This window comes from Roseivivax lentus, from assembly GCF_900156805.1.
Taxonomy (GTDB): Bacteria; Pseudomonadota; Alphaproteobacteria; order Rhodobacterales; family Rhodobacteraceae; genus Roseivivax; species Roseivivax lentus.
The window spans coordinates 68,592-90,051 of sequence record NZ_FTOQ01000005.1; the positions used below are offsets into that span (position 1 = coordinate 68,592).

At 67.5% G+C, this 21,460-nt stretch carries 17 protein-coding genes; 14 read left to right on the forward strand and 3 right to left on the reverse strand.

Going from position 1 to position 21,460, the window contains the following annotated elements:
* Positions 1 to 54: 54 nt before the first annotated feature.
* The 10 genes from guaA (at position 55) to BW990_RS10870 (ending at position 10,015) form a co-directional block, all read left to right on the forward strand.
* On the forward strand, positions 55 to 1,623 hold the full coding sequence (guaA, locus tag BW990_RS10825; protein WP_076448059.1) for a glutamine-hydrolyzing GMP synthase: 1,569 nt from the start codon (positions 55 to 57) through the stop codon (positions 1,621 to 1,623).
* A gap of 4 nt (positions 1,624 to 1,627) precedes the next feature.
* The gene (locus BW990_RS10830) at positions 1,628 to 2,281 is read left to right on the forward strand and encodes a YrbL family protein (RefSeq protein WP_076448060.1); all 654 of its coding nucleotides are present in this window, start codon (positions 1,628 to 1,630) and stop codon (positions 2,279 to 2,281) included.
* 96 nt (positions 2,282 to 2,377) lie between these two features.
* Positions 2,378 to 3,247: a DMT family transporter gene (locus tag BW990_RS10835; protein WP_076448061.1), complete on the forward strand. Its 870-nt coding sequence runs from the start codon at positions 2,378 to 2,380 to the stop codon at positions 3,245 to 3,247.
* Positions 3,248 to 3,350: 103 nt separating this feature from the next.
* On the forward strand, positions 3,351 to 4,484 hold the full coding sequence (locus tag BW990_RS10840; RefSeq protein WP_076448062.1) for an OmpP1/FadL family transporter: 1,134 nt from the start codon (positions 3,351 to 3,353) through the stop codon (positions 4,482 to 4,484).
* 134 nt (positions 4,485 to 4,618) lie between these two features.
* Positions 4,619 to 5,542, forward strand: a complete 924-nt coding sequence (locus tag BW990_RS10845; protein ID WP_076448063.1) for a DMT family transporter — start codon at positions 4,619 to 4,621, stop codon at positions 5,540 to 5,542.
* A 57-nt stretch (positions 5,543 to 5,599) separates the two neighbouring features.
* Positions 5,600 to 6,460, forward strand: a complete 861-nt coding sequence (locus BW990_RS10850; RefSeq protein ID WP_076448064.1) for an ATPase — start codon at positions 5,600 to 5,602, stop codon at positions 6,458 to 6,460.
* Positions 6,461 to 6,539: 79 nt separating this feature from the next.
* Positions 6,540 to 7,493: a homoserine O-succinyltransferase gene (locus BW990_RS10855; protein WP_076448065.1), complete on the forward strand. Its 954-nt coding sequence runs from the start codon at positions 6,540 to 6,542 to the stop codon at positions 7,491 to 7,493.
* Positions 7,494 to 7,498: 5 nt separating this feature from the next.
* On the forward strand, positions 7,499 to 8,470 hold the full coding sequence (locus tag BW990_RS10860) for an alpha/beta fold hydrolase (RefSeq protein WP_407690136.1): 972 nt from the start codon (positions 7,499 to 7,501) through the stop codon (positions 8,468 to 8,470).
* 65 nt (positions 8,471 to 8,535) lie between these two features.
* Positions 8,536 to 9,405: a polyphosphate kinase 2 gene (gene ppk2 / locus BW990_RS10865; protein WP_076448066.1), complete on the forward strand. Its 870-nt coding sequence runs from the start codon at positions 8,536 to 8,538 to the stop codon at positions 9,403 to 9,405.
* The gene (locus BW990_RS10870) at positions 9,398 to 10,015 is read left to right on the forward strand and encodes a TetR/AcrR family transcriptional regulator (protein WP_076448067.1); all 618 of its coding nucleotides are present in this window, start codon (positions 9,398 to 9,400) and stop codon (positions 10,013 to 10,015) included. The genes ppk2 and BW990_RS10870 overlap by 8 nt, the downstream gene beginning before the upstream one ends.
* Before the next feature lie 59 nt (positions 10,016 to 10,074).
* Here BW990_RS10870 and der read toward each other — a convergent pair whose 3' ends face one another.
* From der to BW990_RS10885, 3 genes are all read right to left on the reverse strand, one after another.
* A complete protein-coding gene (gene der, locus BW990_RS10875) occupies positions 10,075 to 11,544 on the reverse strand; it encodes a ribosome biogenesis GTPase Der (RefSeq protein ID WP_076448068.1) in 1,470 nt (489 codons plus the stop codon).
* 144 nt (positions 11,545 to 11,688) lie between these two features.
* Complete coding sequence (locus BW990_RS10880; protein ID WP_076448069.1) at positions 11,689 to 13,026, reverse strand: PQQ-like beta-propeller repeat protein; 1,338 nt, start codon at positions 13,024 to 13,026, stop codon at positions 11,689 to 11,691.
* Between the two features lie 73 nt (positions 13,027 to 13,099).
* The gene (locus tag BW990_RS10885) at positions 13,100 to 13,756 is read right to left on the reverse strand and encodes a tetratricopeptide repeat protein (protein WP_076448070.1); all 657 of its coding nucleotides are present in this window, start codon (positions 13,754 to 13,756) and stop codon (positions 13,100 to 13,102) included.
* Between the two features lie 301 nt (positions 13,757 to 14,057).
* On the opposite strand from BW990_RS10885, the gene BW990_RS10890 reads away from it, so the two are divergent.
* From BW990_RS10890 to BW990_RS10905, 4 genes are all read left to right on the forward strand, one after another.
* Positions 14,058 to 15,392, forward strand: a complete 1,335-nt coding sequence (locus BW990_RS10890; protein ID WP_076448071.1) for an efflux RND transporter periplasmic adaptor subunit — start codon at positions 14,058 to 14,060, stop codon at positions 15,390 to 15,392.
* Positions 15,389 to 19,114, forward strand: a complete 3,726-nt coding sequence (locus tag BW990_RS10895) for an efflux RND transporter permease subunit (RefSeq protein WP_076448072.1) — start codon at positions 15,389 to 15,391, stop codon at positions 19,112 to 19,114. Before BW990_RS10890 ends, BW990_RS10895 begins: the two co-directional genes overlap by 4 nt.
* A gap of 69 nt (positions 19,115 to 19,183) precedes the next feature.
* Entirely contained in the window at positions 19,184 to 21,070 is a 1,887-nt protein-coding gene (locus BW990_RS10900) for an ABCB family ABC transporter ATP-binding protein/permease (RefSeq protein ID WP_083950560.1), read from the forward strand.
* On the forward strand, positions 21,070 to 21,408 hold the full coding sequence (locus tag BW990_RS10905; RefSeq protein WP_076448073.1) for a hypothetical protein: 339 nt from the start codon (positions 21,070 to 21,072) through the stop codon (positions 21,406 to 21,408). Before BW990_RS10900 ends, BW990_RS10905 begins: the two co-directional genes overlap by 1 nt.
* The last annotated feature ends 52 nt before the right edge of the window (positions 21,409 to 21,460 follow it).

The window sequence follows — 21,460 nt, forward strand, 5'->3', positions numbered from 1 at the left end:
GCCCGCGCGCCTGCCCTCTTGCGCCAATTCCCGCCACGCCCTACGAGGCTGGGCATGGAAAACACCGCCCAGCACGAAACCCTGCTCATCGTCGATTTCGGCAGCCAGGTCACCCAGCTCATCGCGCGCCGCCTGCGCGAGCTGTCGGTCTATTGCGAAATCCATCCCTACCAGAACGTCACCGAGGCCCTGCTCGAGACGCTGAAACCCAAGGCGGTGATCTTCTCGGGCGGGCCCGATTCGGTCATGCGCGAGGGCAGCCCCCGACCGCCCAAGGCGATCTACGAGCTCGGCGTGCCGATCCTCGGCATCTGCTACGGCCAGCAGGTGATGATGCACGATCTGGGCGGCAAGGTCGAAGCGGGCGAGCACGCCACCGCCGAGTTCGGCCGCGCCTACGTGGCGCCCTCCGACACCAAGTCCGAGCTTCTGACCGGCTGGTTCCTGGGCGAGCGCGAACAGGTCTGGATGTCCCATGGCGACCATGTGAGCGAGATCGCTCCCGGCTTCGAGGTCTTGGGCACCTCGCCCGGCGCGCCCTTCGCCATCACCGCCGACCGCGACCGGGGCTTTTATGCGGTGCAGTTCCACCCGGAAGTGCACCACACCCCGAACGGCAAGACGCTTTATGAAAACTTCGTCCGCCTCGCGGGCTTCTCCGGCGACTGGACGATGGAGGCCTACCGCGAACAGGCGATCCAGCAGATCCGCGACAAGGTCGGCGACAAGCGCGTGATCTGCGCGCTCTCGGGCGGGGTCGACAGCTCCGTCGCCGCGGCGCTTATCCACGAGGCGGTGGGCGACCAGCTCACCTGCGTCTTCGTCGATCACGGGCTTCTGCGCCTCAACGAGGCCCAGGAGGTCGTCGGCATGTTCCGCGACCACATGAACCTTCAGGTGATCCACGCGCAGGAGCAGGAGCTGTTCCTCGGCAAGCTCGAAGGCGTCTCCGACCCCGAGACCAAGCGCAAGATCATCGGCGGGCTCTTCATCGACGTGTTCCAGAAATACGCCGACGGCATCGAGGGCGCGGAGTTTCTCGCCCAGGGCACGCTCTATCCCGACGTGATCGAATCGGTCAGCTTCTCGGGCGGCCCCTCGGTTACCATCAAGTCGCACCACAACGTGGGCGGCCTGCCCGAGAAGATGGGTCTAAAGCTCGTCGAGCCGCTGCGCGAGCTCTTCAAGGACGAGGTCCGCGCGCTTGGCCGCGAGCTGGGTCTGCCCGACAGCTTCATCGGCCGCCATCCCTTCCCCGGCCCCGGCCTCGCCATCCGCTGCCCGGGCGAGATCTCCCGCGAGAAGCTCGAGATCCTGCGCAAGGCCGACGCGGTCTATATCGACCAGATCCGCAAGCACGGCCTTTATGACGAGATCTGGCAGGCCTTCGTCGCCATCCTGCCCGTCCGCACCGTGGGCGTGATGGGCGACGGGCGCACCTATGATTATGCCTGCGCGCTGCGCGCCGTGACCTCGGTCGACGGCATGACCGCCGATTATTACCCGTTCAGCCACGACTTCCTGGGCGAGACCGCGACGCGCATCATCAACGAGGTCAAGGGCATCAACCGCGTCACCTACGACGTGACCTCGAAACCGCCCGGAACCATCGAGTGGGAGTGATCCCTTGGCCGGAGCCGACATCGTCCGCCTGAAAGACGCACGCCGCCTCGCCAAGGGGTCGGAGCGCGCGATCTACGCGCTGCCCGGCGCGCCCGACCAACTCATCAAGGTGATGCTGCCGAAATACCGCCGCGCGCTCGACGGCGTCGACCCGGACACCGCCAAGGGCCGCCGCAGGCACGCCGTCGCCTATGCGCTCTTCTTCCGCGAGGAAGACGCCATCGCCCGCGCGCGCGCCATGGCCCAAGCGCGCGGCATCCGCTCGCCCCTGCCCGACTTCCTCGGCTACCGCGACACCGATATGGGGCTCGGTCAGGTGGTCGAGATGATCCGCGACGACGCCGGCGCCATGGCGCCAAGCCTCGCAGATCAATGCGCGGAAGGCTCCCTCAGCGCATCGCAGCAAAGCGCGCTCGATGCCTTCGTCGCGGCGATCTACGACCTGCACATCGTCGTGCACGATGCCGGGCCAAAAAACATCGTCTGGGACGCCGCGGCGGCGCGCTACGTGCTCGTCGACGGCTTCGGCGACCGCTCCGCCCTGCCGCTCAAGACCTGGTTCAAGCCGCTCAACGACCGCCGCCTCGACCGCGCCTTCGCCGAATGCGCACAGAAGGCCGGGCTGCTTTGGGATGCGGGCGCGCGCCGCCTCGCCTGAGCCGCTCGCACTGGCCGGACTTGCGCGCCGCGCCATATCCCGGCAGATGCAGCGCATGACACATCCCCTCGGCCCCATTCCCCCGGCGAGCGCGCCATGAGCGACACGCTGCGCGCCGCGTTCTGGATGATCGGGGCGATCGTCTCCTTCATCTCCATGGCCATCGCGGGCCGGGCCGTGTCGTTCGAACTCGACACGTTCGAGATCATGCTCTTCCGCAGCGTGATCGGCATCGCCATCGTCTGGACCGCCGCAAGCCTGTCCCGGCGCCGGAGCGAGATTCGCGCGCAAAAGATGGGCCTGCACGGCATCCGCAACGTGTTTCATTTCGCGGGCCAGAATGCGTGGTTCTACGCCATTACCGTCATCCCGCTCGCGCAGGTCTTCGCGCTGGAGTTCACCTCGCCCATCTGGGTGATGCTGCTGTCGCCGCTGATCCTCGGCGAACGGCTGACCCGCACGCGCGGCATCGCCGCGGTCGCGGGCTTCATCGGCGTGCTCATCGTCACGCGTCCCTCGCCCGAGACCTTCGAATGGGGCCTCGTCTTCGCGGCGCTGGCCGCCATCGGCTTCGCGGGCTCGGCGGTCTTCACCCGCAAGCTCACACGGTCCGAAAGCATCGTCTCGATCCTCTTCTGGCTGACGGTAATGCAGGCGGGCCTCGGCCTCGTCTGCGCCGGGTTCGACGGCGATATCGCGCTGCCCTCCGCCGAAAGCCTGCCCTGGGTGACGCTGATTGCCGCCGCGGGCCTCGTGGCGCATTTCTGCCTGACCACGGCGCTCAGCCTCGCCCCCGCCACGGTGGTGATGCCCATCGACTTCACCCGCCTGCCGCTCATCGCGATCGTGGGCGTTCTACTTTACGCTGAGCCGCTCGATCCCTTCGTGCTGCTGGGCGCGCTGGTGATCTTCGCGGCGAATTATTTCAACATCTGGGCCGAGACCCGACGTGTGACAGGAATGTGACGCTACGGCGCGGGCACGTTTCGTGACGCTGGGTCAAAATTGAGAACGGACCTGCACAGTTTATACGCGATCCCGAGAGAGTTTTCTCAAGGGATGAGCGATAATGAAGTATGCAGTTCTTGGCGCTTCCGCGCTGGCGCTGACGGCGGCTTCGGCCCAGGCCGGCGGCATCGACCGCACCGGCCAATCGATCGACATGATCTTCAAGCCGGGCACCTATGCCGAGCTGAGCTTCGGCTCCGCGCGCCCCGAGGTCTCGGGATCGGAGCTCGCAGGCCTGGGCCAGGGCGATGCAAGCTCCGGCGACATGACGAAGGGTTACCTGACCTTGGGCCTCGCGCTCAAGCACGACTACAACGAGAAGTTGTCCGTGGGCATCATCTACGACCAGCCCTTCGGCGCGGACGTGGACTACCCCACCGGCACCGGCTACTACGCCGAAGGCTCCAACGCCGAATTCAACTCCGAGGCGTTCACGCTGCTCGGCCGCTACAAGCTGTCGGAGCGCTTCAGCGTCCATGGCGGTGTGCGCTACCAGGTCGTCTCGGCCAAGGCGGAAGTCGACAACTTCATCAACACGCTCCAGGCGATTGATTACGAGGGCCAGCTCGAGCAGGCCTCGGGCTTCGGCTATGTCGTGGGTGCCGCCTACGAGATCCCCGATATCGCGCTGCGCGTGGCACTGACCTACAATTCCGAGATCACCACGAAGCACGACACGACCGAAGTCAATAACGGTGCCATCGGCAACACGCCCTCGACCGAAAGCGACATCGAGATCACGACCCCGCAATCGGTCAACCTCGCCTTCCAGACCGGCGTCGCGGCAGACACGCTTCTCTTCGGCGGCGTGCGCTGGGTGAACTGGAGTGAGTTCGACATCACCCCCGACGTCTACGAGGCGGTGACCGGCGGCCCGCTCGTGGCCTACGAGAACGACACCTACACCTACTCGCTCGGCGTCGGCCGCCGCTTCTCGCCCGAATGGGCGGGCTCGGTCTCGATCGGCTACGAAGAGCAGAACGGCGATATCGTCTCCAACCTCGGCCCCACGGACGGCTTCTGGTCGCTCGGCCTCGGCGCCGCCTACACCTTCGAAAATGTCGAGGTGTCGATGGGCGCCCGCTACGTCTGGATCGGCGATGCCGAAACCCGGAACGCTGTGGCCGAACCCGCGGGTTCTTTCGAGGACAACACCGCCCTCGGCGTCGGCATGAAGATCGGCGTCACCTTCTGATCTGACGGCGCCCCGCGCGACACCTTTGGAACCCGGCCCCCGTAAGGGCCGGGTTTTTTCGTGCTTTCCCGGGCGCGGGTCTTCCCGCATCTTCCGGGTCGCGCGCCCCGCCCCGCCCCGTCTAGGATCGCCCGATGATACCGCAGACCAGCATATCCGGCCGCGCCTGGGCCGAGCTTGCGCTCCTGTCGCTGATCTGGGGCGGCTCGTTCCTCGCGATCCGCACCGCGCTGAACGAGATCGGGCCGGTCACCGCGGTGGCCTTTCGCGTCATGCCCGCCGCGACCGCGCTCTGGCTCTATACCCGCCTCCGCGGCATTCCCGCGCCGCGCGATCCGCGCCTCTGGGCCGCTGCGCTCATGATGGGCGCGCTCAACAACGTGTTGCCCTTCACGCTGATGGCCTGGGGGCAGTTGCATGTCAGCACCGGGCTCACCTCGATCCTCAATGCCGCCACCGCGGTCTGGGGTGCGCTTCTGGCGGCCCTCGTCTTCACGGATGAACGCATGACGACCCGCAAGGCGCTGGGCATCGCGCTTGGTTTCGGGGGTGTGGCGCTGGCGATCGGTCCCGGTGCGCTGACCGCGTTCAACCTCGAAAGCCTCGGGCAACTGGCCATTGTCGCGGGCACGCTGTCCTACGCGGTCGCCAGCCTCTGGGCGCGCCGCTTCCTGCGCGGGACGGCGCCCGAGATGGCCGCCTGCCTGATGCTGACCGGCTCCAGCGTTCTGATCCTGCCCGCGATGCTGATGACCGAAGGCGTGCCCTCGCTTGATCTCGCGCCGGTCACCTGGGCCGCGATCCTCTATTACGCGCTCGTCGCCACCGCCTTCGCCTACCTGCTCTATTACCGCATCCTCGCCATGGCGGGCGCGTCCAACCTGATGCTGGTCACGCTGCTCATTCCGCCGGTGGCGATCATCCTCGGCGCGGTGGTGCGGGCCGAGACGCTGTCGGCCAATGCCTTTGCCGGCTTCGCGCTTCTGGCGCTGGGGCTGGTTGTGCTCGACGGGCGTCTCTCGGGCCGCATCCGGGGCCGGGATGCGCGCAGGGTTTGACGCCCCCGCGCTGGCTGGCTACGGCTCTGCCAGAGGGATCGAGCCAGGGTGACCCAGATGCAGCGTTTGTACCAGTCAGCGGCGGAATGGCGCGACGCGCCGAAAAAGCGCGTGCTCGTCTTCGCGATGTCGGGCCTCGGCAAGACCCATGTGTCGAACCTGCTGCGCGACAGCGGCGCGTGGTTCCACTACTCGATCGATTACCGCATCGGCACCCGCTACATGGGCGAATACATCGTCGACAACGCCAAGCGCGAGGCGATGAAGAACCCGTTTCTCAACGATCTTCTGCGCTCCGATTCGATCTATATTGGCTCCAACCTGAGCTTTCACAACCTCGCCCCCGTCTCCACCTATCTCGGCAAGCCCGGCGATCCCGCCAAGGGCGGTTTGGATATCGCCACCTACCGCCAGCGGCAGGAACAGTTCCGCCGCGCCGAGATGCAGGCGCTGCTCGATACCGGTTATTTCATTGACCGCGCGCAGGATCTCTACGGCTATCCGCATTTCATCTGCGACACCGGCGGGTCGATCTGCGAATGGGTCGATCCCGACGATCCCGAGGATCCGATCCTGTCGGAGCTGTCCAAGCGCTGCCTCATGGTCTGGATCGAGGGCTCGGACGCCCACACGGCCGAGCTGGTCCGCCGCTTCGACCGCGCGCCGAAACCCATGGCCTACCAGCCCGCCTTCCTCGATGCCGCCTGGACGGCCTATCTGGACGAGACCGGCACCGCCCACGAAAAGGTCGATCCCGACGCCTTCATCCGCTGGACCTATGCCCGCGCCATGGCCCACCGCCAGCCGCTTTACCGCGCCATGGCCCGGAACTGGGGCGTGACAGTCCCCGCCGAGGCGATGGCCGCCGTCCGCAGCGAGGCCGACTTCACCGACGTGATCGCCGCCGCCCTGCCCTGACCGCGCCCGGCCCGTCCCTTGCGGCCGCACATCCCTTCGCCTATCTCTGCCTGCCGTCCCTCACCGACCGGATCCGATCATGCCCATCAAGCTGCCCCGCGACCTGCCCGCCTATGACGTCCTCGACCGCGAGGGCGTCATGGTCATGGGCGAGGACGTGGCGGCCAAGCAGGATATCCGGCCCCTGCGCATCGGGCTTCTGAACCTGATGCCGAAGAAGATCGCGACCGAGAACCAGTTCGCCCGGCTCATCGGCGCAACCCCGCTGCAGATCGAGCTGTCGCTCATCCGCATGACCAGCCACGAGACCAAGAACACCGCCGCCGACCACATGGAAAGCTTCTACCGCCCCTTCGAGGAGGTGGCCGCCACCGGCGAGAAGTTCGACGGCCTCATCATCACCGGCGCGCCCATCGAGCATCTCGATTTCGAGGACGTGACCTATTGGGACGAGCTGACCCGCGTCTTCGACTGGACCCAGACCAACGTGCATTCCACCTTCGGCGTCTGCTGGGGCGGGATGGCGATGATCAACCATTTCCACGGCGTGCCGAAGCACCTGCTCGACCACAAGGCCTTCGGCTGCATCCGGCACCGCAATTGCGCGCCCGCCTCACCCTATCTGCGCGGCTTCTCGGACGACATGGTGATCCCCGTGTCGCGCTGGACCGAGCTACGGCGCGACGAGATCGAGGCTGCGGGCCTGACCATCCTGATCGACAGCGCCGAAACCGGGCCCTGCCTCGTCGAGGATACCGCGCATCGCGCGCTCTACGTCTTTAACCATTTCGAATATGACAGCTTCACGCTGAAGGAAGAATACGACCGCGACGTGGCCGCGGGCACGCCGATCAACGTGCCCGCGAACTACTATCCGGACGACGATCCCGCCCAGCCGCCGCAGAACCGCTGGCGCAGCCACGCGCATCTTCTCTATGGAAACTGGATCTCCGAACTCTACCTGACCACTCCCTATGATATCGGCCTGATCGGGCAGGCCCGCACGGATCTCAGGATGTCGGACCGCTCGTGAAACTCATTACCAAGGCATTGATCGGACTGGGTCTTCTGTCGGTCGCGGGCTGCGCCGCGATGGGCTCGCGGAGCGCGCTGATCGACACGCCCATCGCACGGGACTACCCGCCGCTGGGGCAATTCGTGACGCTGGAAGACGGCCGGCAGGTTCACGCTTTCGTCACCGGCGAGGGCCCGGACCTCGTGCTGATCCACGGCGCGTCGGGCAATGTGCGCGATTTCACCTTCAGCTTTGTCGAGCAGGTCCGCGACCGCTACCGCGTCATCGTCTTCGACCGCCCGGGGCTCGGCTATACCGACCGCGCGAACGACCGCGTCACCGGCGCGTTCAACAGCGCCGCGGAGACACCCTACGAACAGGCCGCGATGCTGGCGGAGGCCGCGGAGAAGCTCGGCGCGGCGCGGCCCATCGTGCTCGGTCATTCCTATGGCGGCGCGGTGGCGATGGCCTGGGGGCTCGAACACGACCCCGCGGCGCTCGTGGTGGTCTCGGGCGCCACGATCCCCTGGTCGGGCGGGCTTGGTGCGCAATACGAGGTGCTGGGATCCTCGGTGGGCGGCGCGATCGTGCCGATCCTCGCGCGCCCCTTCGCCACGCGCAGCCGGATCGAGACCGTGGCCGAGGAGATCTTCAAGCCCCAGCCCATCCCCGAAGGCTATCTCGACTATGTCGGCACCGCCCTCACGCTCGAGACCGGCGCGATCCGCGCCAATGCCCGGCAGGTCAACAACCTGCATGAAGCGGTGTCCGAAATGGCGCCGCGCTATTCCTCCGTTCGCGTCCCCGTCGAGATCGTGCACGGCGCGGAGGACACCGTCGTGCCCGTCCACGTCCATGCCGAACCGCTCGCCTCGCTGCTGCCCGCGGGCAATCTGACCCTGCTGGACGAGATCGGCCACATGCCGCATCACTGGGCGCCCGAGGCGGTGAGCGACGCCATCGACCGCGCCGCCGCCCGCGCCGGCCTGCGCTGAGCCAATTGCGTTAATCGCCTTAACATCCCATAGTCGCGCGACCATCTGTCAGGTCCCGAGGTCCCATGTCCCTGCCTTTCGACGGCGCCATCAGCGCCTTCTACCAAGACGCGGCCCCCGAAGCGGTCCGCACGGCCATCGCCGACGCCGACAAGGGCGAAATGCTCGATCCGTCCTATCCCTATGACGACCGCATGAAGGGCAAGGATTACGACGACCGGATGGCGGCGCTGCAGGTCGAACTGGTCAAGCTGCAGGCCTGGGTGAAAAGCACGGGCCAGCGCGTGGCGATCGTATTCGAGGGTCGCGACGCGGCGGGAAAAGGCGGCACGATCAAGCGCTTCCGCGAGAATCTTAATCCGCGCGGCGCGCGGGTGGTGGCGCTCTCGAAACCCTCGGATACCGAGCAGACGCAATGGTATTTCCAGCGCTACATCCAGCACCTGCCCGCGGCGGGCGAGATCGTGTTCTTCGACCGTTCCTGGTACAATCGCGGCGTGGTCGAACATGTCTTCGGCTTCTGCACACCGGAAGAACGAGAGCTGTTCTTCAAACAGGTGAACGATTTCGAACGCATGCTCGTGAATGACGGCATCCGCGTATTCAAACTGTGGATGAATGTCGGCCGGGCCGAGCAGCTCCGCCGCTTCCTGTCACGTGAACAGGACCCGCTAAAGCACTGGAAACTCTCCTGGATCGACGTGGAGGGGTTGAAGAAATGGGACGCCTACACCGACGCCATCGCTGAGACCTTCGAACGCTCCAACAGCCCGCACGCGCCCTGGACCGTCGTCCGCTCGGACGACAAGCGCCGCGCGCGCATCGCCGCGATCTCCCGCGTGCTCACCGACCTAGTTTATGACGGCAAGGATGGCGCGGCGGTCGGCACAACCGATCCCGCCATCTGCGGCGGGCGCGATATCTGGAATGCCTAAACGCGGCTATCATCACGGCAATCTCAAGCAGGCGCTGGTCGAGGCAGCCCTCGTGCTGATCGAGGAAAAGGGCCCGACCGGCTTCACCCTCTCCGAGGCCGCCAAGCGCGCGGGCGTCACCCCCGCCGCCGTCTACCGGCATTTCGACGGCCGGGAGGAGCTGATCGCCGAAGCCGCCCGCCAGGGCTACGAGATCTTCGTCGACGTGATGGAATACGCCTACACGTCCCGCCAGCCCTCCGCGCTTGCCGCCCTGGAAGCCACGGGCCATGCCTATCTGGCCTTCGCGCACAAATATCCCGGCCATTACATCGCGATGTTCGAATCGGGCGTGTCGGTGAACCATTCGCCCGCGCTGGCCCAGGTGGCGAACCGCGCCTGGTCGGTGCTGGAACGCGCCGCGGCGGATCTCTCGCAGCACATTCCCGCCGACCGGCGGCCCCCGCCGCAAATGTTCTCGGCGCATATCTGGGCGATGTGCCACGGCGTGGTGGAGCTTTTCGCGCGCAACTCGCCGGGAAACAAGTCGCCGTTTCCCGCCGATGACCTTCTCGAAACCGGGATCGGCGTCTATCTGCGCGGGCTGGGCCTGATCCCGCCGGACAATTGATACATCACATCAATATAAAGCGCCAAATCATTGCCCTGAATTGATTTTCAGACCGACGCTCAGCGCTTGTTCTTGCCCAGATGTTTCTTCAGCGCACCCGCGTTCTTCACCTTGCGCCCCTTGTAGGGATTGCGGTCGCCCTGACCGCGCATCACCAGCCGGATGGGCGTGCCGGGCATGTCAAAGTCGACCCGCAAGCCATTGACGAGATAGCGCGAATAGCTTTCGGGGATCTTGTCTGGATGCGAGCACATGACGACGAAATGCGGCGGCCGCGTCTTGGCCTGCGTCATGTAGCGCAGCTTGATGCGCTTGCCCTGCGGCGCGGGCGGCGGATGCGCCTCGATCATCGCGCCCAGCCAGCGGTTGAGCCGCGCGGTCGACACGCGCCGGTTCCACACCTCATGCGCCTTCAGCACGGCGGCATGCAGCCGGTCGAGGCCCCGGCCCGTCTTGGCCGACACCGTCACCAGCGGCGCGCCGCGCAGCTGCGGCAAGAGCCGCTCGAACGCCTCCTTCAGCGCCGACAGCTTCTCGGCCTTCTCGTCCTCGAGATCCCATTTGTTGACCGCGACGACCACCGCGCGGCCCTCGCGTTCAGCGAGATCGGCAATGCGCAGATCCTGCTGCTCGAACGGGATCGCGGCATCCAGCAGGACGACGACCACCTCGGCGAACTTGATCGCCCGCAGCCCGTCCGAGACGGACAGTTTCTCGAGCTTTTCCTGCACCTTGGCCTTCTTGCGCATGCCGGCCGTATCGAAGATGCGCGTGGGCGTGCCGGCCCAGTCGATCTTCAGCGAGATCGCGTCGCGGGTGATGCCCGCCTCGGGGCCCGTCAGAAGTCGATCTTCGCCCAGTATCTTGTTGATAAGGGTGGATTTTCCCGCATTGGGCCGGCCCACCACGGCAACCTGCAGCGGCCGCTCTGCGCTCGGCGCCCAGGCGGCCTCTTCTTCGGCACCGGCATCTTCGGACACGTCGAGGCCGGTTGCGGGCATCGCCTCCTCGGCGGCGCGGGCCTGCGCCTCGAACCTCTCCGAGATCGGCAGCAGCGCGGAATAAAGCTCGGGCATGCCCACGCCATGCTCTCCCGACAGCGCCATGGGCTCACCGAGCCCGAGGTTCCACGCCTCCAGAAGACCCGCCTCCGCCGCGCGCCCCTCGGCCTTGTTCGCGCCCAGCAGCACGATGCCCCCGCGCTTGCGCAGGATATCGGCGAAAATCTCGTCGACCGGGGTGATGCCGACCCGCGCGTCGATCAGGAACAGGCAGACATCGGCCTCGTCGACCGCACGTTCGGTCAAGCGCCGCATCCGCCCCTCGAGGCTGTCATCGGTTGCGTCTTCGAGCCCGGCCGTATCGACCACCGTGAAGGACAGATCGCCCAGCTTCGCAGGCCCCTCGCGCAGGTCGCGGGTGACGCCGGGCTGGTCGTCCACCAGCGCCAGACGCTTGCCGACAAGCCGGTTGAACAGCGTGGATTTGCCCACATTGGGGCGACCGACGATGGCGAGGGTGAAGGACATGAGGTGGCGGACCTTGGCTGGCGTGAGAAGCGGGACCTAATCCATTTGCTCGCCCGTGGAAAGGGGCCCGATGCGCGGGCCGGTCCGGCGCCGCGACAGCATAGCCCACGGAGCTCGCGGCGGCCCCGACAGGGCGGCGACGGATCAGCGGAAGGCGTGCAGCCTGCCCTTGCGCGACACCACGTAGAGCACGCCGTTCACCACGATGGGCCGCGTCGTCGCGCCGCCCGGCACCTCGGTCTGCACCCGCAGCGCGCCGTCCACCGGATCGAAGGCGCGCAGGAACCCGTCCGAAGACGCCACGATCAGGTGTCCGCCCGCAAGGATCGGGCCGTGATTGGCGAAGGCGCGGTCGCGGCGGCGCTCGGGCCGGCGGCTCGGCACCCAGCCTGGGAGTTGCACCGCCCAGACGCGCTCTCCGGTGGCGGCGTCCACGCGCACGAGCTCGCTCAGGTCCGAGACGAAATAGACCGATCCGCCCACGGCCCAGGGCGCGTCCACGGCCCCGGTGTTGATCGTCCAGTCCCGCGCGCCCGAGAAGAGGTCCAACGCGGCCATGCGGCCCGAATGGCTGCCCGCATAGACCGTGCCCTCGGCGATGAACGGATCCCCTGAGATGTCGTCGACCGTCGAGAGCGCGCGACCCACGCGCCGCCCGGCCAGATCCGCCGACCAGAGCGACAGGCCGCCCTGCTGGAAGGTCGATTGCAGCGCGCCGGAGCCATAGGCGAAGACCACCCGGTCGGCCCCCAGCGCCGGCGCCGGGGCGCCCGCGACGTTGTTCAGATCGTCCGCCAGCCCCTCGACCTGCCAGCGTTCGCGGCCCGTATCGGCCTCGATCGCCCAGCCCGTCGTATCGCCGGCGGTGATGTAGACCAGCCCGCCCGACACGGTCGGCGCGCCGGTCGCGGTGGCGTCGAGATCCTCCTGCCAGCGGACCTGCCCGGTCGCGGCATCGAGCGCGGTCAGCATGCCGAAGCCCGAAGAGACGTAGAGAACGCCGTCCGACACCGCGAGGCCGCCGCCCTGCGCCTGTCCGTCGCCGTCCCGCGCGGGCACCAGCGGCAGGGACCAGACCGCGGCGCCGTTCGCCGCCGTCGCGGTCACGATGAAATCCGAGGACATGGTGTAGATGCGCGCGCCATCGCTGACCGGATCGACATTGAGCCGCACCTTGCGCCCGTCGCCCGCGCCGATATCGGCCGACCAGAGCGGCGCCAGCGGCAGGCTCAGCGCGGCGTGATTGGTGCGGAAGGCGGGCGAGACGGCGCTTTGCGCCCAGGTGCCGTTCGAGACGGCGGCAGGCAGGTTCGCCGGGGCGGCACGGTTCTCGGGCGGGGCGTAATCGTAAGGATCGCCGGCGCCGTCCTCCAGCACCTCCCGCAATCCGAGCCTCTCTCCGGGCAGGATCGGTTCGCTTTCGCTGCATCCCGCGAGAAGCGCCAGACCCGTGAGCCCTGCCAGTATCGTCCCGTTCCGCACGCCTCTGCCCCCGTTCTGTCGTCTGTGTCGGGCCGGCATTCGGCCCTGCATTCGGCCCGCTCGCCGGCCGGTCTCAGCCGGAGCCCAGCTCGCCGCCGAGCGCAACAATCAACTGAGATGCACGGCGGCGCAAGCCCTGCGTCGCCTCCGCATCGGCGAGGATCGCCTGCAGCCGCTCCAGTGCGGCGTCCCGGTTGCCGGTCTCGATTTCGATCAGCGCCAGCTGTTCGCTGGCCAGAAGCCGCATCGGATGGCCGGGCCGCTCCAGCGCCTCGAAGCCCTGGCGCCGCTCGTCGGCGGGCATGGTCGCGGCACCGGTGGTTAGCGCCTTGAAGCTCGCCATGTTGCGGTAGATCTCGGCGACCTCGCCGTTGGTGGCCACCGCCTCGTAGGCCGCGATGGCGGCGGCGGTGTCGCCGGCCTCGGCGTTCTGGGCCGCGCGCAGCATGTTCAGGATCGCCTCCGCACCGGGCCCGGGCGCCGCGATCCCCTCGAGTGCCGCGCGCCGATCCGCCGCCTCGTCGCTTTCCAGCGCCGCGAGCACCGCCGAGCCGAAGGCCTGCGCCTCCGCGCGCTCCTGCGCGGCGCTGTATTCTCGCCAGGCCGCGCCGCCGACCAGAAGCAGCACGGCAAGGATCGCGATCCAGCCATAGCGCCGCAGATAGCCATAGAGGCGGTCGCGCCGGACCTCTTCGGTCACTTCGTCGATGAAACTGTCGGGATTGCTCACGTCGCGGCACCTTGTTCTGCGCTCAAGCCTGTTCCGCCCTCCTTAGCCGAGCCGCCGCGCGCTCACAAGTCGGCCGGCCCCGGTCCGGCGCGTGGCCAGACCGCCGCAATTCTGTGCTTTTCGCGCGACATATGCGCCGTGATCCGCCGAAATGCGCGCGATCGTGAAACTGAACCGTTGAGTTCACCTTGCGGCACCCCACATCAAAACCTAATCTGAACCGAACGGTTCAGCGTATGTGGATCAGGTTTTCATTTCTCGGGCCCCGCTTTCGGCCCCTCGTCATTCGGGACACGCTGCCATGCGCCTCCTCTCCATCCTGACCGCGCTCGTGGTCGCTGTCGTGCTGTATTTCGCGGTGATCGAACGGGATCGTCTGCTGGACTTCGCGCGCGACGTCTCTCCGGCGGGGCTGACCGGGCAAACCGAAGACGCGACCGGAACCGTTGTCGATGCGGAGGCGGCGACCGAAACCGCATCCGCCGAGGCCGAGCCTGAACCCGAAGACGGCGCCATCGGCGTCATGGCCCGCCGCTCCACCGCGCAGGAGGTCGATGCCCGCGTGCTTCTGCGCGGCGAGACCGAAGCCGCGCGCAGCGTCGACGTCATGGCCGAAACCACGGGCCGCATCGTCTCCGATCCGCTGCGCAAGGGCGCCTTCGTCGAGGCGGGCGAGTTGCTCTGCGCGATCGATCCGGGCACCCGGAAGGTGGGCCTTGCCGAGGCGCAGGCCGCGCTGGCCGATGCCCGCGCCCGCGTGCCCGAAGTGCGCGCCCGCATCCCCGAGGGGGAGGCGCGCGTGGCCCAAGCCGAAGCCGGGCTCGACGAGGCGCGGATCAACGCCAACGCGGCGAACCGGCTCTCCGAACAGGGCTTCGCCTCCGAGACCCGCGTCGCCGCCACCACCTCGGCCGTGCGCGCCGCCGAGGCCGCGGTTTCCTCGGCCAAGGCCGGGCTCGAAGCCGCGCGGTCGGGGCTCGAGACCAGCAAGGCCGCCATCGAAAGCGCCGAGGCCGCCGTCGCCCGCGCCGAGGACGAGCTTTCGAAGACCGAGATCCGGGCCCCCTTCGCGGGTCTTCTGGAAACCGACACCGCCGAGCTGGGCGCGCTCATGCAGGCGGGAGGACAGGGCGGCACGCCCTGCGCCACGATCCTGCAGCTCGATCCGATCCGGCTGGTGGGCTACGTGCCCGAAACCGATGTGGCCCGGGTCGAGGTCGGCGCCCGCGCCAGCGCCCGGCTGACCGAGGGCGGCGAGGTCACGGGCCGCGTCACCTTCGTCTCCCGCGCCGCCGACATGATGACCCGCACCTTCCGGGTCGAGGTCACCGTGCCGAATGACGGGCTCGGCATCTCCGCGGGTCAGACCGCAGAGATCGCCATCGAGGCCGAGGGCGAGCGCGCGCATCTTCTGCCGCAATCGGCCCTTACGCTGAACGATGACGGCGTGATCGGCGTGCGCACCGTCACCGACGACCGCACCGCCCTCTTCATGCCCGTGCGCATCCTGCGCGACACCAATCGCGGCATCTACGTCTCGGGCCTTCCCGATACGGTCGATGTCATCCTTCTGGGCCAGGAATACGTGACCGACGGCGTGCCCGTCGCCCCCCGCTACGAGGAGGTCATCCAATGACCGGCATCGTCGACTGGGCCTCCGAACGCGCCCGCATGGTGCTGGCCTTCATCGCGCTCTCGCTGGCCATCGGCACGTTTTCCTACATCACCCTACCGAAAGAAGGCGAGCCCGATATCGAGATCCCGGCGCTCTTCGTCTCGGTGCCCTTCCCCGGCATCTCCGCCGAGGATTCCGAGACGCTGCTCGTCAAGCCGATGGAGAACGAGCTCGTCGATCTCGACGGGCTCGACCAGATGTCCTCGACCGCCGCCGAGGGCTATGCGGGCGTCGTCCTCGAGTTCGAATTCGGCTGGGACAAGACCAAGATCATGGCCGATGTGCGCGACGCCATGTCCAATGCCGAGGCCAAGTTTCCCACGGGGGCCGAGCAATATTCGATCAACGAGATCAACTTCTCCGAATTTCCCGTCGTCATCGTGAACCTCACCGGCCCGGTGCCCGAACGCACGATGGTCCAGGTCGCCAAGGATTTGCAGGACCGGCTCGAAGGGCTCGACGCGATCCTCGAGGCGGGCATCGCGGGCAATCGCGACGAGATGCTCGAGGTGGTGATCGACCCGCTTCGGCTCGAAAGCTACAACGTCACCGCGGATGAGCTCATCCGCGTCGTCCAGAACAACAATCAGCTCATCGCCGCGGGCGAGGTCGAGACCGAAACCGGTGCCTTCGCCGTCAAGATCCCCTCCAGCTTCGACGATGCCCGCGACGTCTACGACCTGCCGGTGAAGGTGAACGGCGACCGCGTCGTCACTCTGGGCGATCTCGCCACCATCAACCTGACCTTCGAGGACCGCACCTCGACCGCGCGTTTCGACGGCGAGGATTCGATCGCGCTGCAGGTGGTGAAGCGCAAGGGCTTCAACATCATCGACACCGTCGCGCTGGTGAAGGCCGAGGTCGCCGCCGCCGAGGCGCAATGGCCGCCCGAACTGCGCGCCGCCGTGACGCTGGGCACCTCGAACGACCAGTCGCGGCAGGTGGCCTCCATGGTCAGCCAGCTCGAAGGGTCGGTGCTGACCGCCATCGCGCTGGTGATGATCGTGGTGCTGGCAGCGCTCGGCACGCGGCCCGCCTTCCTCGTGGGTTTCGCGATCCCGACCTCCTTCCTTCTGTGTTTCGCCTTCCTCGCGCTGATGGGCGTCGCGGTGTCGAACATCGTCATGTTCGGCCTAATCCTCGCCGTCGGCATGCTGGTCGACGGGGCCATCGTCGTCGTGGAATACGCCGACAAGCGCATCTCCGAAGGCACCGGCCCGATGAAGGCCTATGTGGAGGCCGCCAAACGCATGTTCTGGCCCGTCGTCTCCTCCACGGCGACGACGCTCTGCGCCTTCCTGCCGATGCTCTTCTGGCCCGGTGTGCCCGGCGAATTCATGGGCATGCTGCCGGTCACGCTGATCTTCGTGCTCTCGGCCTCTCTGGTCGTGGCGCTCGTCTACCTGCCGGTCATGGGCGGCGTCACGGGCCGCTTTTCCCGCGCGCTCGATCACGCCTCCGACGGTCTTCGCGCGGCGACCCCTTGGGTGATCCGCGCGGCGCTGGTGCCGGTCGCGCTCCTCGGGCTCTTCGTCGGCGCGATGATGGTGCTGAACCCCGCCTACCTCTTTCCGCCCGTGGCCGAGGGCTGGGCGGGCCGGATGCCCGGCGTCGCGACCTTCCTGATCTTTTCGGTGCTGACCTCCATCGTGATGGGCGCCGCGGCGATCCGCCGTCAGGAAAAGCGCGTCCGCGCGGGCTACCGCCGCTCGCCCTTCGGCTGGTTCATCACCGCCATCGTCGGCAACCCCATCGGTCCGCTGGTGTCGGTGGGCCTGGTCATCGCCTTCGTCATCTCGGTCTTTTCCTATTTCGGCGAGAACAACAACGGCGTCGAGTTCTTCGTCGAAAGCGAACCGGAACAGGCACTGCTCTACGTGCGCGCCCGCGGCAATCTCAGCCTGCCCGAGAAGGACGCGCTGGTCCGGCGCGCCGAGGAGATCGTGATCGCCCATCCCGGCACCCGCAACGCCTTCGCCTTCGCGGGCGACGGCGGGCTCGACAGCAATACCGGCGGTGCCGAGGCCCCCAAGGACACGATCGGACAGGTCCAGTTCGAGACGATCCCCTGGGAGGACCGCAAGAACGCGCCCGAGCTCGACGGCGACCGCGTGATCGAGGAGCTGTCCGAACAGCTGAAATCCATCCCCGGCATCGAGACCGAGGTGCTGAACCTCGCCATGGGCCCGGCCTCGGCCAAGCCCGTGCATCTGCGCATCCGCGGCGACAACTGGCCCGACCTGCTGGCCGCCGCCAGCGCCGCGCGGGAACGGTTCGACGCGACGCCCGGCCTCACGCTGATCGAGGATACCCGCCCCCTGCCCGGTATCGACTGGCAGATCGACGTCGATGTCGAGAAGGCCGGCCGCTACGGCGCCGACGTGGCCACGGTGGGCGCGATGGTCCAGCTCGTCACGCGCGGGCTGCTGCTCGACACGATGCGCGTCGACACCTCCGACGAAGAGATCGACATCCGCGTCCGCCTGCCCGAAGAGGACCGCGTGCTCTCGACCCTCGACACGCTTAAGGTGCGCACCGGCGACGGGCTGGTGCCGCTGTCGAACTTCATCACCCGCGAACCGGTCGCCAAGCTCGCCGAGATCAACCGCGTGGGCCAGAAGCGCTTCTTCGACGTGAAGGCCGATGTGGCGCCGAACCTCGTCAAGGCGGTCGCGGACGGCGCGCCGCTGGCCACGCTGCGCGTGCTTTCCGCAGACGAGGCGCCCCATGACGGCGGCGCCATCGTCACCGGCGCCGAAGCGGCGCGCTACGAGGTCCTGGCAATCGAAGAGGGCGTGACCCCCGACCGCGTGTCGGACGGCATCGCGGACGGCACTCTGACCCTGCTGCCGGTCAACCCCAACGAACGCATCGCCGCGCTGACCCAATGGCTCGAGGCCAATCCCCTGCCCGCGGGCCTGTCCTGGGAATGGACCGGCGACCAGGAGGACCAGGCCGAAAGCGCGGACTTCCTCGGCAAGGCCTTCGCGGCAGCACTGGGGCTGATGTTCATCATCCTGCTCGCGCAGTTCAATTCCTTCTACAACGCCGTGCTCGTGCTTCTGGCCGTCGTGCTCTCCACCACCGGCGTGCTGATCGGCATGCTTGTGATGGACCAGACCTTCTCGATCATCATGACCGGGACGGGGATCGTGGCACTTGCCGGGATCGTGGTGAACAACAACATCGTGCTGATCGACACCTACCAGGAATACGAACGCTACATGCCGCGGATCGAGGCGATCATCCGCACCGCGCAGGACCGTATCCGCCCCGTTCTTCTGACCACGATCACCACCATGGCCGGATTGGCGCCGATGATGTTCGGCCTCAGCCTCGACTTCTTCGCGGGCGGCTATTCCATCGACAGCCCCACAGCACTCTGGTGGAAGCAGCTCGCGACCGCGGTCGTGTTCGGCCTCGGCATCGCGACGGTGCTGACGCTGCTCTTCACGCCCTCGATGCTGGCGATCCGCGTCTGGGTCACCACCTATGCGCGCTGGCTTGCCCGGCTTCTCGCCCGGCTGTCCTTCGGCCGGTCCAGCAATGCCGCCCGCGACTGGGCGCTCAACCGCGAGGCGCGGCGCGTCAAATCCCCGACGATCATCTGGGAAGAGGCGCCGCTGCCCGCCGCCGTGGCCGATCCCGCCGCTCCGAACGTGCCGCTCCGCGCCGCCGAATAAGTCCGCGACGCTGGCGCAGCGGCGCGGGACGCGCTAGGTCCGCCCCGGAACCACCCGACAGGAGGGGCGATGCCCACCGATGCCACCGGCGCCAATGGCACCACTGACCAGACCGACCGGACCGACCAATCCGCAGAGGCACCCGACGCCGCCGAACTCGCCCGTGAGGAACGCGCTTCGGGCCTGCGCACGATCCGCAAGGTCGCGCCCTATCTCTGGCCCGAGGGTCAGGACTGGGTGAAGCGCCGCGTGGTTATCGCGCTGTCGCTGCTGGTGCTGGCCAAGCTCGTCGCCGTCGTCACGCCCTTCTTCTACAAGGCCGCTGTCGATGCGCTATCGGGCGAAGGCCTCGATCCGGCCTGGGCGCTTGGCGCGGGCGCCATCGGTCTCACGGTGGCCTACGGCGTGTCGCGCCTGATGAACGTGGGCTTCCAGCAGCTCCGCGACGGGGTCTTCGCCCGCGTCGGCCAGCGCGCCCTGCGCCGCCTCGCGCTGCAGACCTTCCGCCACATTCACGCGCTGTCGCTGCGCTACCATCTCACCCGCCGCACCGGCGGGCTGTCGCGCATCATCGAACGCGGCGTGAAGGGCGTCGATTTCCTGCTGCGCTTCCTGATCTTCTCCATCGGCCCGCTGATCCTCGAACTCAGCCTTGTCGGCATCATCCTCTTCTGGCTCTTCGATGTCTGGTATCTCGTGGTCGTGGCCGTCACGATCGCGCTATACGTCTGGTTTACCTTCAAGGTCACCGAATGGCGCGTGAAGCTGCGCCGGCAGATGAACGACCAGGACACCGACGCCAATCAGAAGGCCATCGATTCGCTTCTGAACTACGAGACGGTGAAATATTTCAACGCCGAGGACCGCGAGGCGCGCCGCTACGACGACGCCATGGTCGGCTACGAATCCGCCGCCGTGAAGACCGCGACCTCGCTCGCCTTCCTCAATTTCGGGCAATCGGCGCTGATCACCTGCGGGCTGGTGATCGTCATGGTCATGGCCGCGATGGGCGTGTCGGCGGGCGAGATGACCGTGGGCGATTTCGTCATGGTCAACGCCTACATGATCCAGATCATCACGCCTTTGAACTTCCTCGGCACCGTCTACCGCGAGATCCGCCAGGCGCTGGTCGATATGGGCGAGATGTTCGACCTTCTCGAACAACCCTCCGAAGTGCGTGAGAAACCGGGCGCGCCGGAGCTCGAGGTCACCGGCGGGCGGGTCACCTTCGACGCCATCCGCTTCGGCTACGATCCCGACCGCGACATCCTCAAGGGCGTCTCAATCGACGTGGCCCCGGGGCAGAGCGTCGCGCTGGTCGGGCCCTCGGGCTCGGGCAAGTCCACCATCGGGCGGCTCATGTTCCGCTTCTACGACGTCTCGGCGGGCGCGATCCGCATCGACGGGCAGGACATCCGCGACGTGACGCTCGACAGCCTGCACGCGGCCATCGGCGTCGTGCCGCAGGACACCGTGCTCTTCAACGACACGATCCGCTACAACATCGCCTATGGCCGCGACAACGCCACCGATGCCGAGATCGAGGCCGCCGCCCGCGCCGCGCAGATCCACGATTTCATTCTGACCCTGCCCGAGGGCTACGACACCCAGGTGGGCGAGCGCGGCCTGAAGCTGTCCGGCGGCGAGAAGCAGCGCGTGGGCATCGCCCGGACGCTGCTCAAGGACCCGCCGATCCTTCTGTTGGACGAGGCGACCTCGGCGCTCGACACCGACACCGAGGCGGGCATCCAGACCGCCCTCGCCCGCGCCGGCGAAGGCCGCACCGTGCTGACCATCGCGCACCGGCTCTCGACCATCGCCGATGCGGACCGGATCGTGGTGCTGCAGGCGGGCGAGGTGATCGAGGAAGGCACCCACACCGCCCTTCTCGAGGCCAATGGCCGCTATGCCCAGCTCTGGGCGCGCCAGCAGGCCGAGGAAGACGACGACGACTGATGCCCCGCCGCGACTATCCCGAAACGCCCGACGGGCGGTATTTCGTCGCCAAGGGGCGGCTCTGGCGCAAGACCGATCCGTCCTTGGCGGACAGCACCCGCCGGGCGGCGGTCAAACGCCTGATGCAGGCCCGCCGCGCGGTCGGCCAGGCCGAGACCGAGGCCGAGGAACGCACCGCCCGCGACGCCGTCGACGCCGCCAAGCGGGACCTCGGCGAGCGCGGACCGGTCTGGTGGGACGACGGCGCGCCCGACGAGGGCGGGAAGCATCCGAAGAATTCGCGCTATGCGGATTGGTGGGCGGACCTGAGCGAGGAGAGCCGCGCGAAGGGTGCCTAAAGCGCTTATCGCCCCCTGTGTCGCTTCATAAGCGCTCCGACTGCGTGCCGGG

Coding starts and splice junctions, on each gene's coding strand:
- BW990_RS10890 (WP_076448071.1), top strand. CDS start 14,058: ATGCGCCTCCTCTCCATCCTGACCGCGCTCGTGGTCGCTGTCGTGCTG.
- ppk2 (WP_076448066.1), top strand. CDS start 8,536: ATGTCCCTGCCTTTCGACGGCGCCATCAGCGCCTTCTACCAAGACGCG.
- BW990_RS10835 (WP_076448061.1), top strand. CDS start 2,378: ATGAGCGACACGCTGCGCGCCGCGTTCTGGATGATCGGGGCGATCGTC.
- BW990_RS10895 (WP_076448072.1), top strand. CDS start 15,389: ATGACCGGCATCGTCGACTGGGCCTCCGAACGCGCCCGCATGGTGCTG.
- BW990_RS10870 (WP_076448067.1), top strand. CDS start 9,398: ATGCCTAAACGCGGCTATCATCACGGCAATCTCAAGCAGGCGCTGGTC.
- guaA (WP_076448059.1), top strand. CDS start 55: ATGGAAAACACCGCCCAGCACGAAACCCTGCTCATCGTCGATTTCGGC.
- BW990_RS10850 (WP_076448064.1), top strand. CDS start 5,600: ATGCAGCGTTTGTACCAGTCAGCGGCGGAATGGCGCGACGCGCCGAAA.
- BW990_RS10905 (WP_076448073.1), top strand. CDS start 21,070: ATGCCCCGCCGCGACTATCCCGAAACGCCCGACGGGCGGTATTTCGTC.
- BW990_RS10840 (WP_076448062.1), top strand. CDS start 3,351: ATGAAGTATGCAGTTCTTGGCGCTTCCGCGCTGGCGCTGACGGCGGCT.
- BW990_RS10855 (WP_076448065.1), top strand. CDS start 6,540: ATGCCCATCAAGCTGCCCCGCGACCTGCCCGCCTATGACGTCCTCGAC.
- BW990_RS10845 (WP_076448063.1), top strand. CDS start 4,619: ATGATACCGCAGACCAGCATATCCGGCCGCGCCTGGGCCGAGCTTGCG.
- BW990_RS10900 (WP_083950560.1), top strand. CDS start 19,184: ATGCCCACCGATGCCACCGGCGCCAATGGCACCACTGACCAGACCGAC.
- der (WP_076448068.1), bottom strand. CDS start 11,544: ATGTCCTTCACCCTCGCCATCGTCGGTCGCCCCAATGTGGGCAAATCC.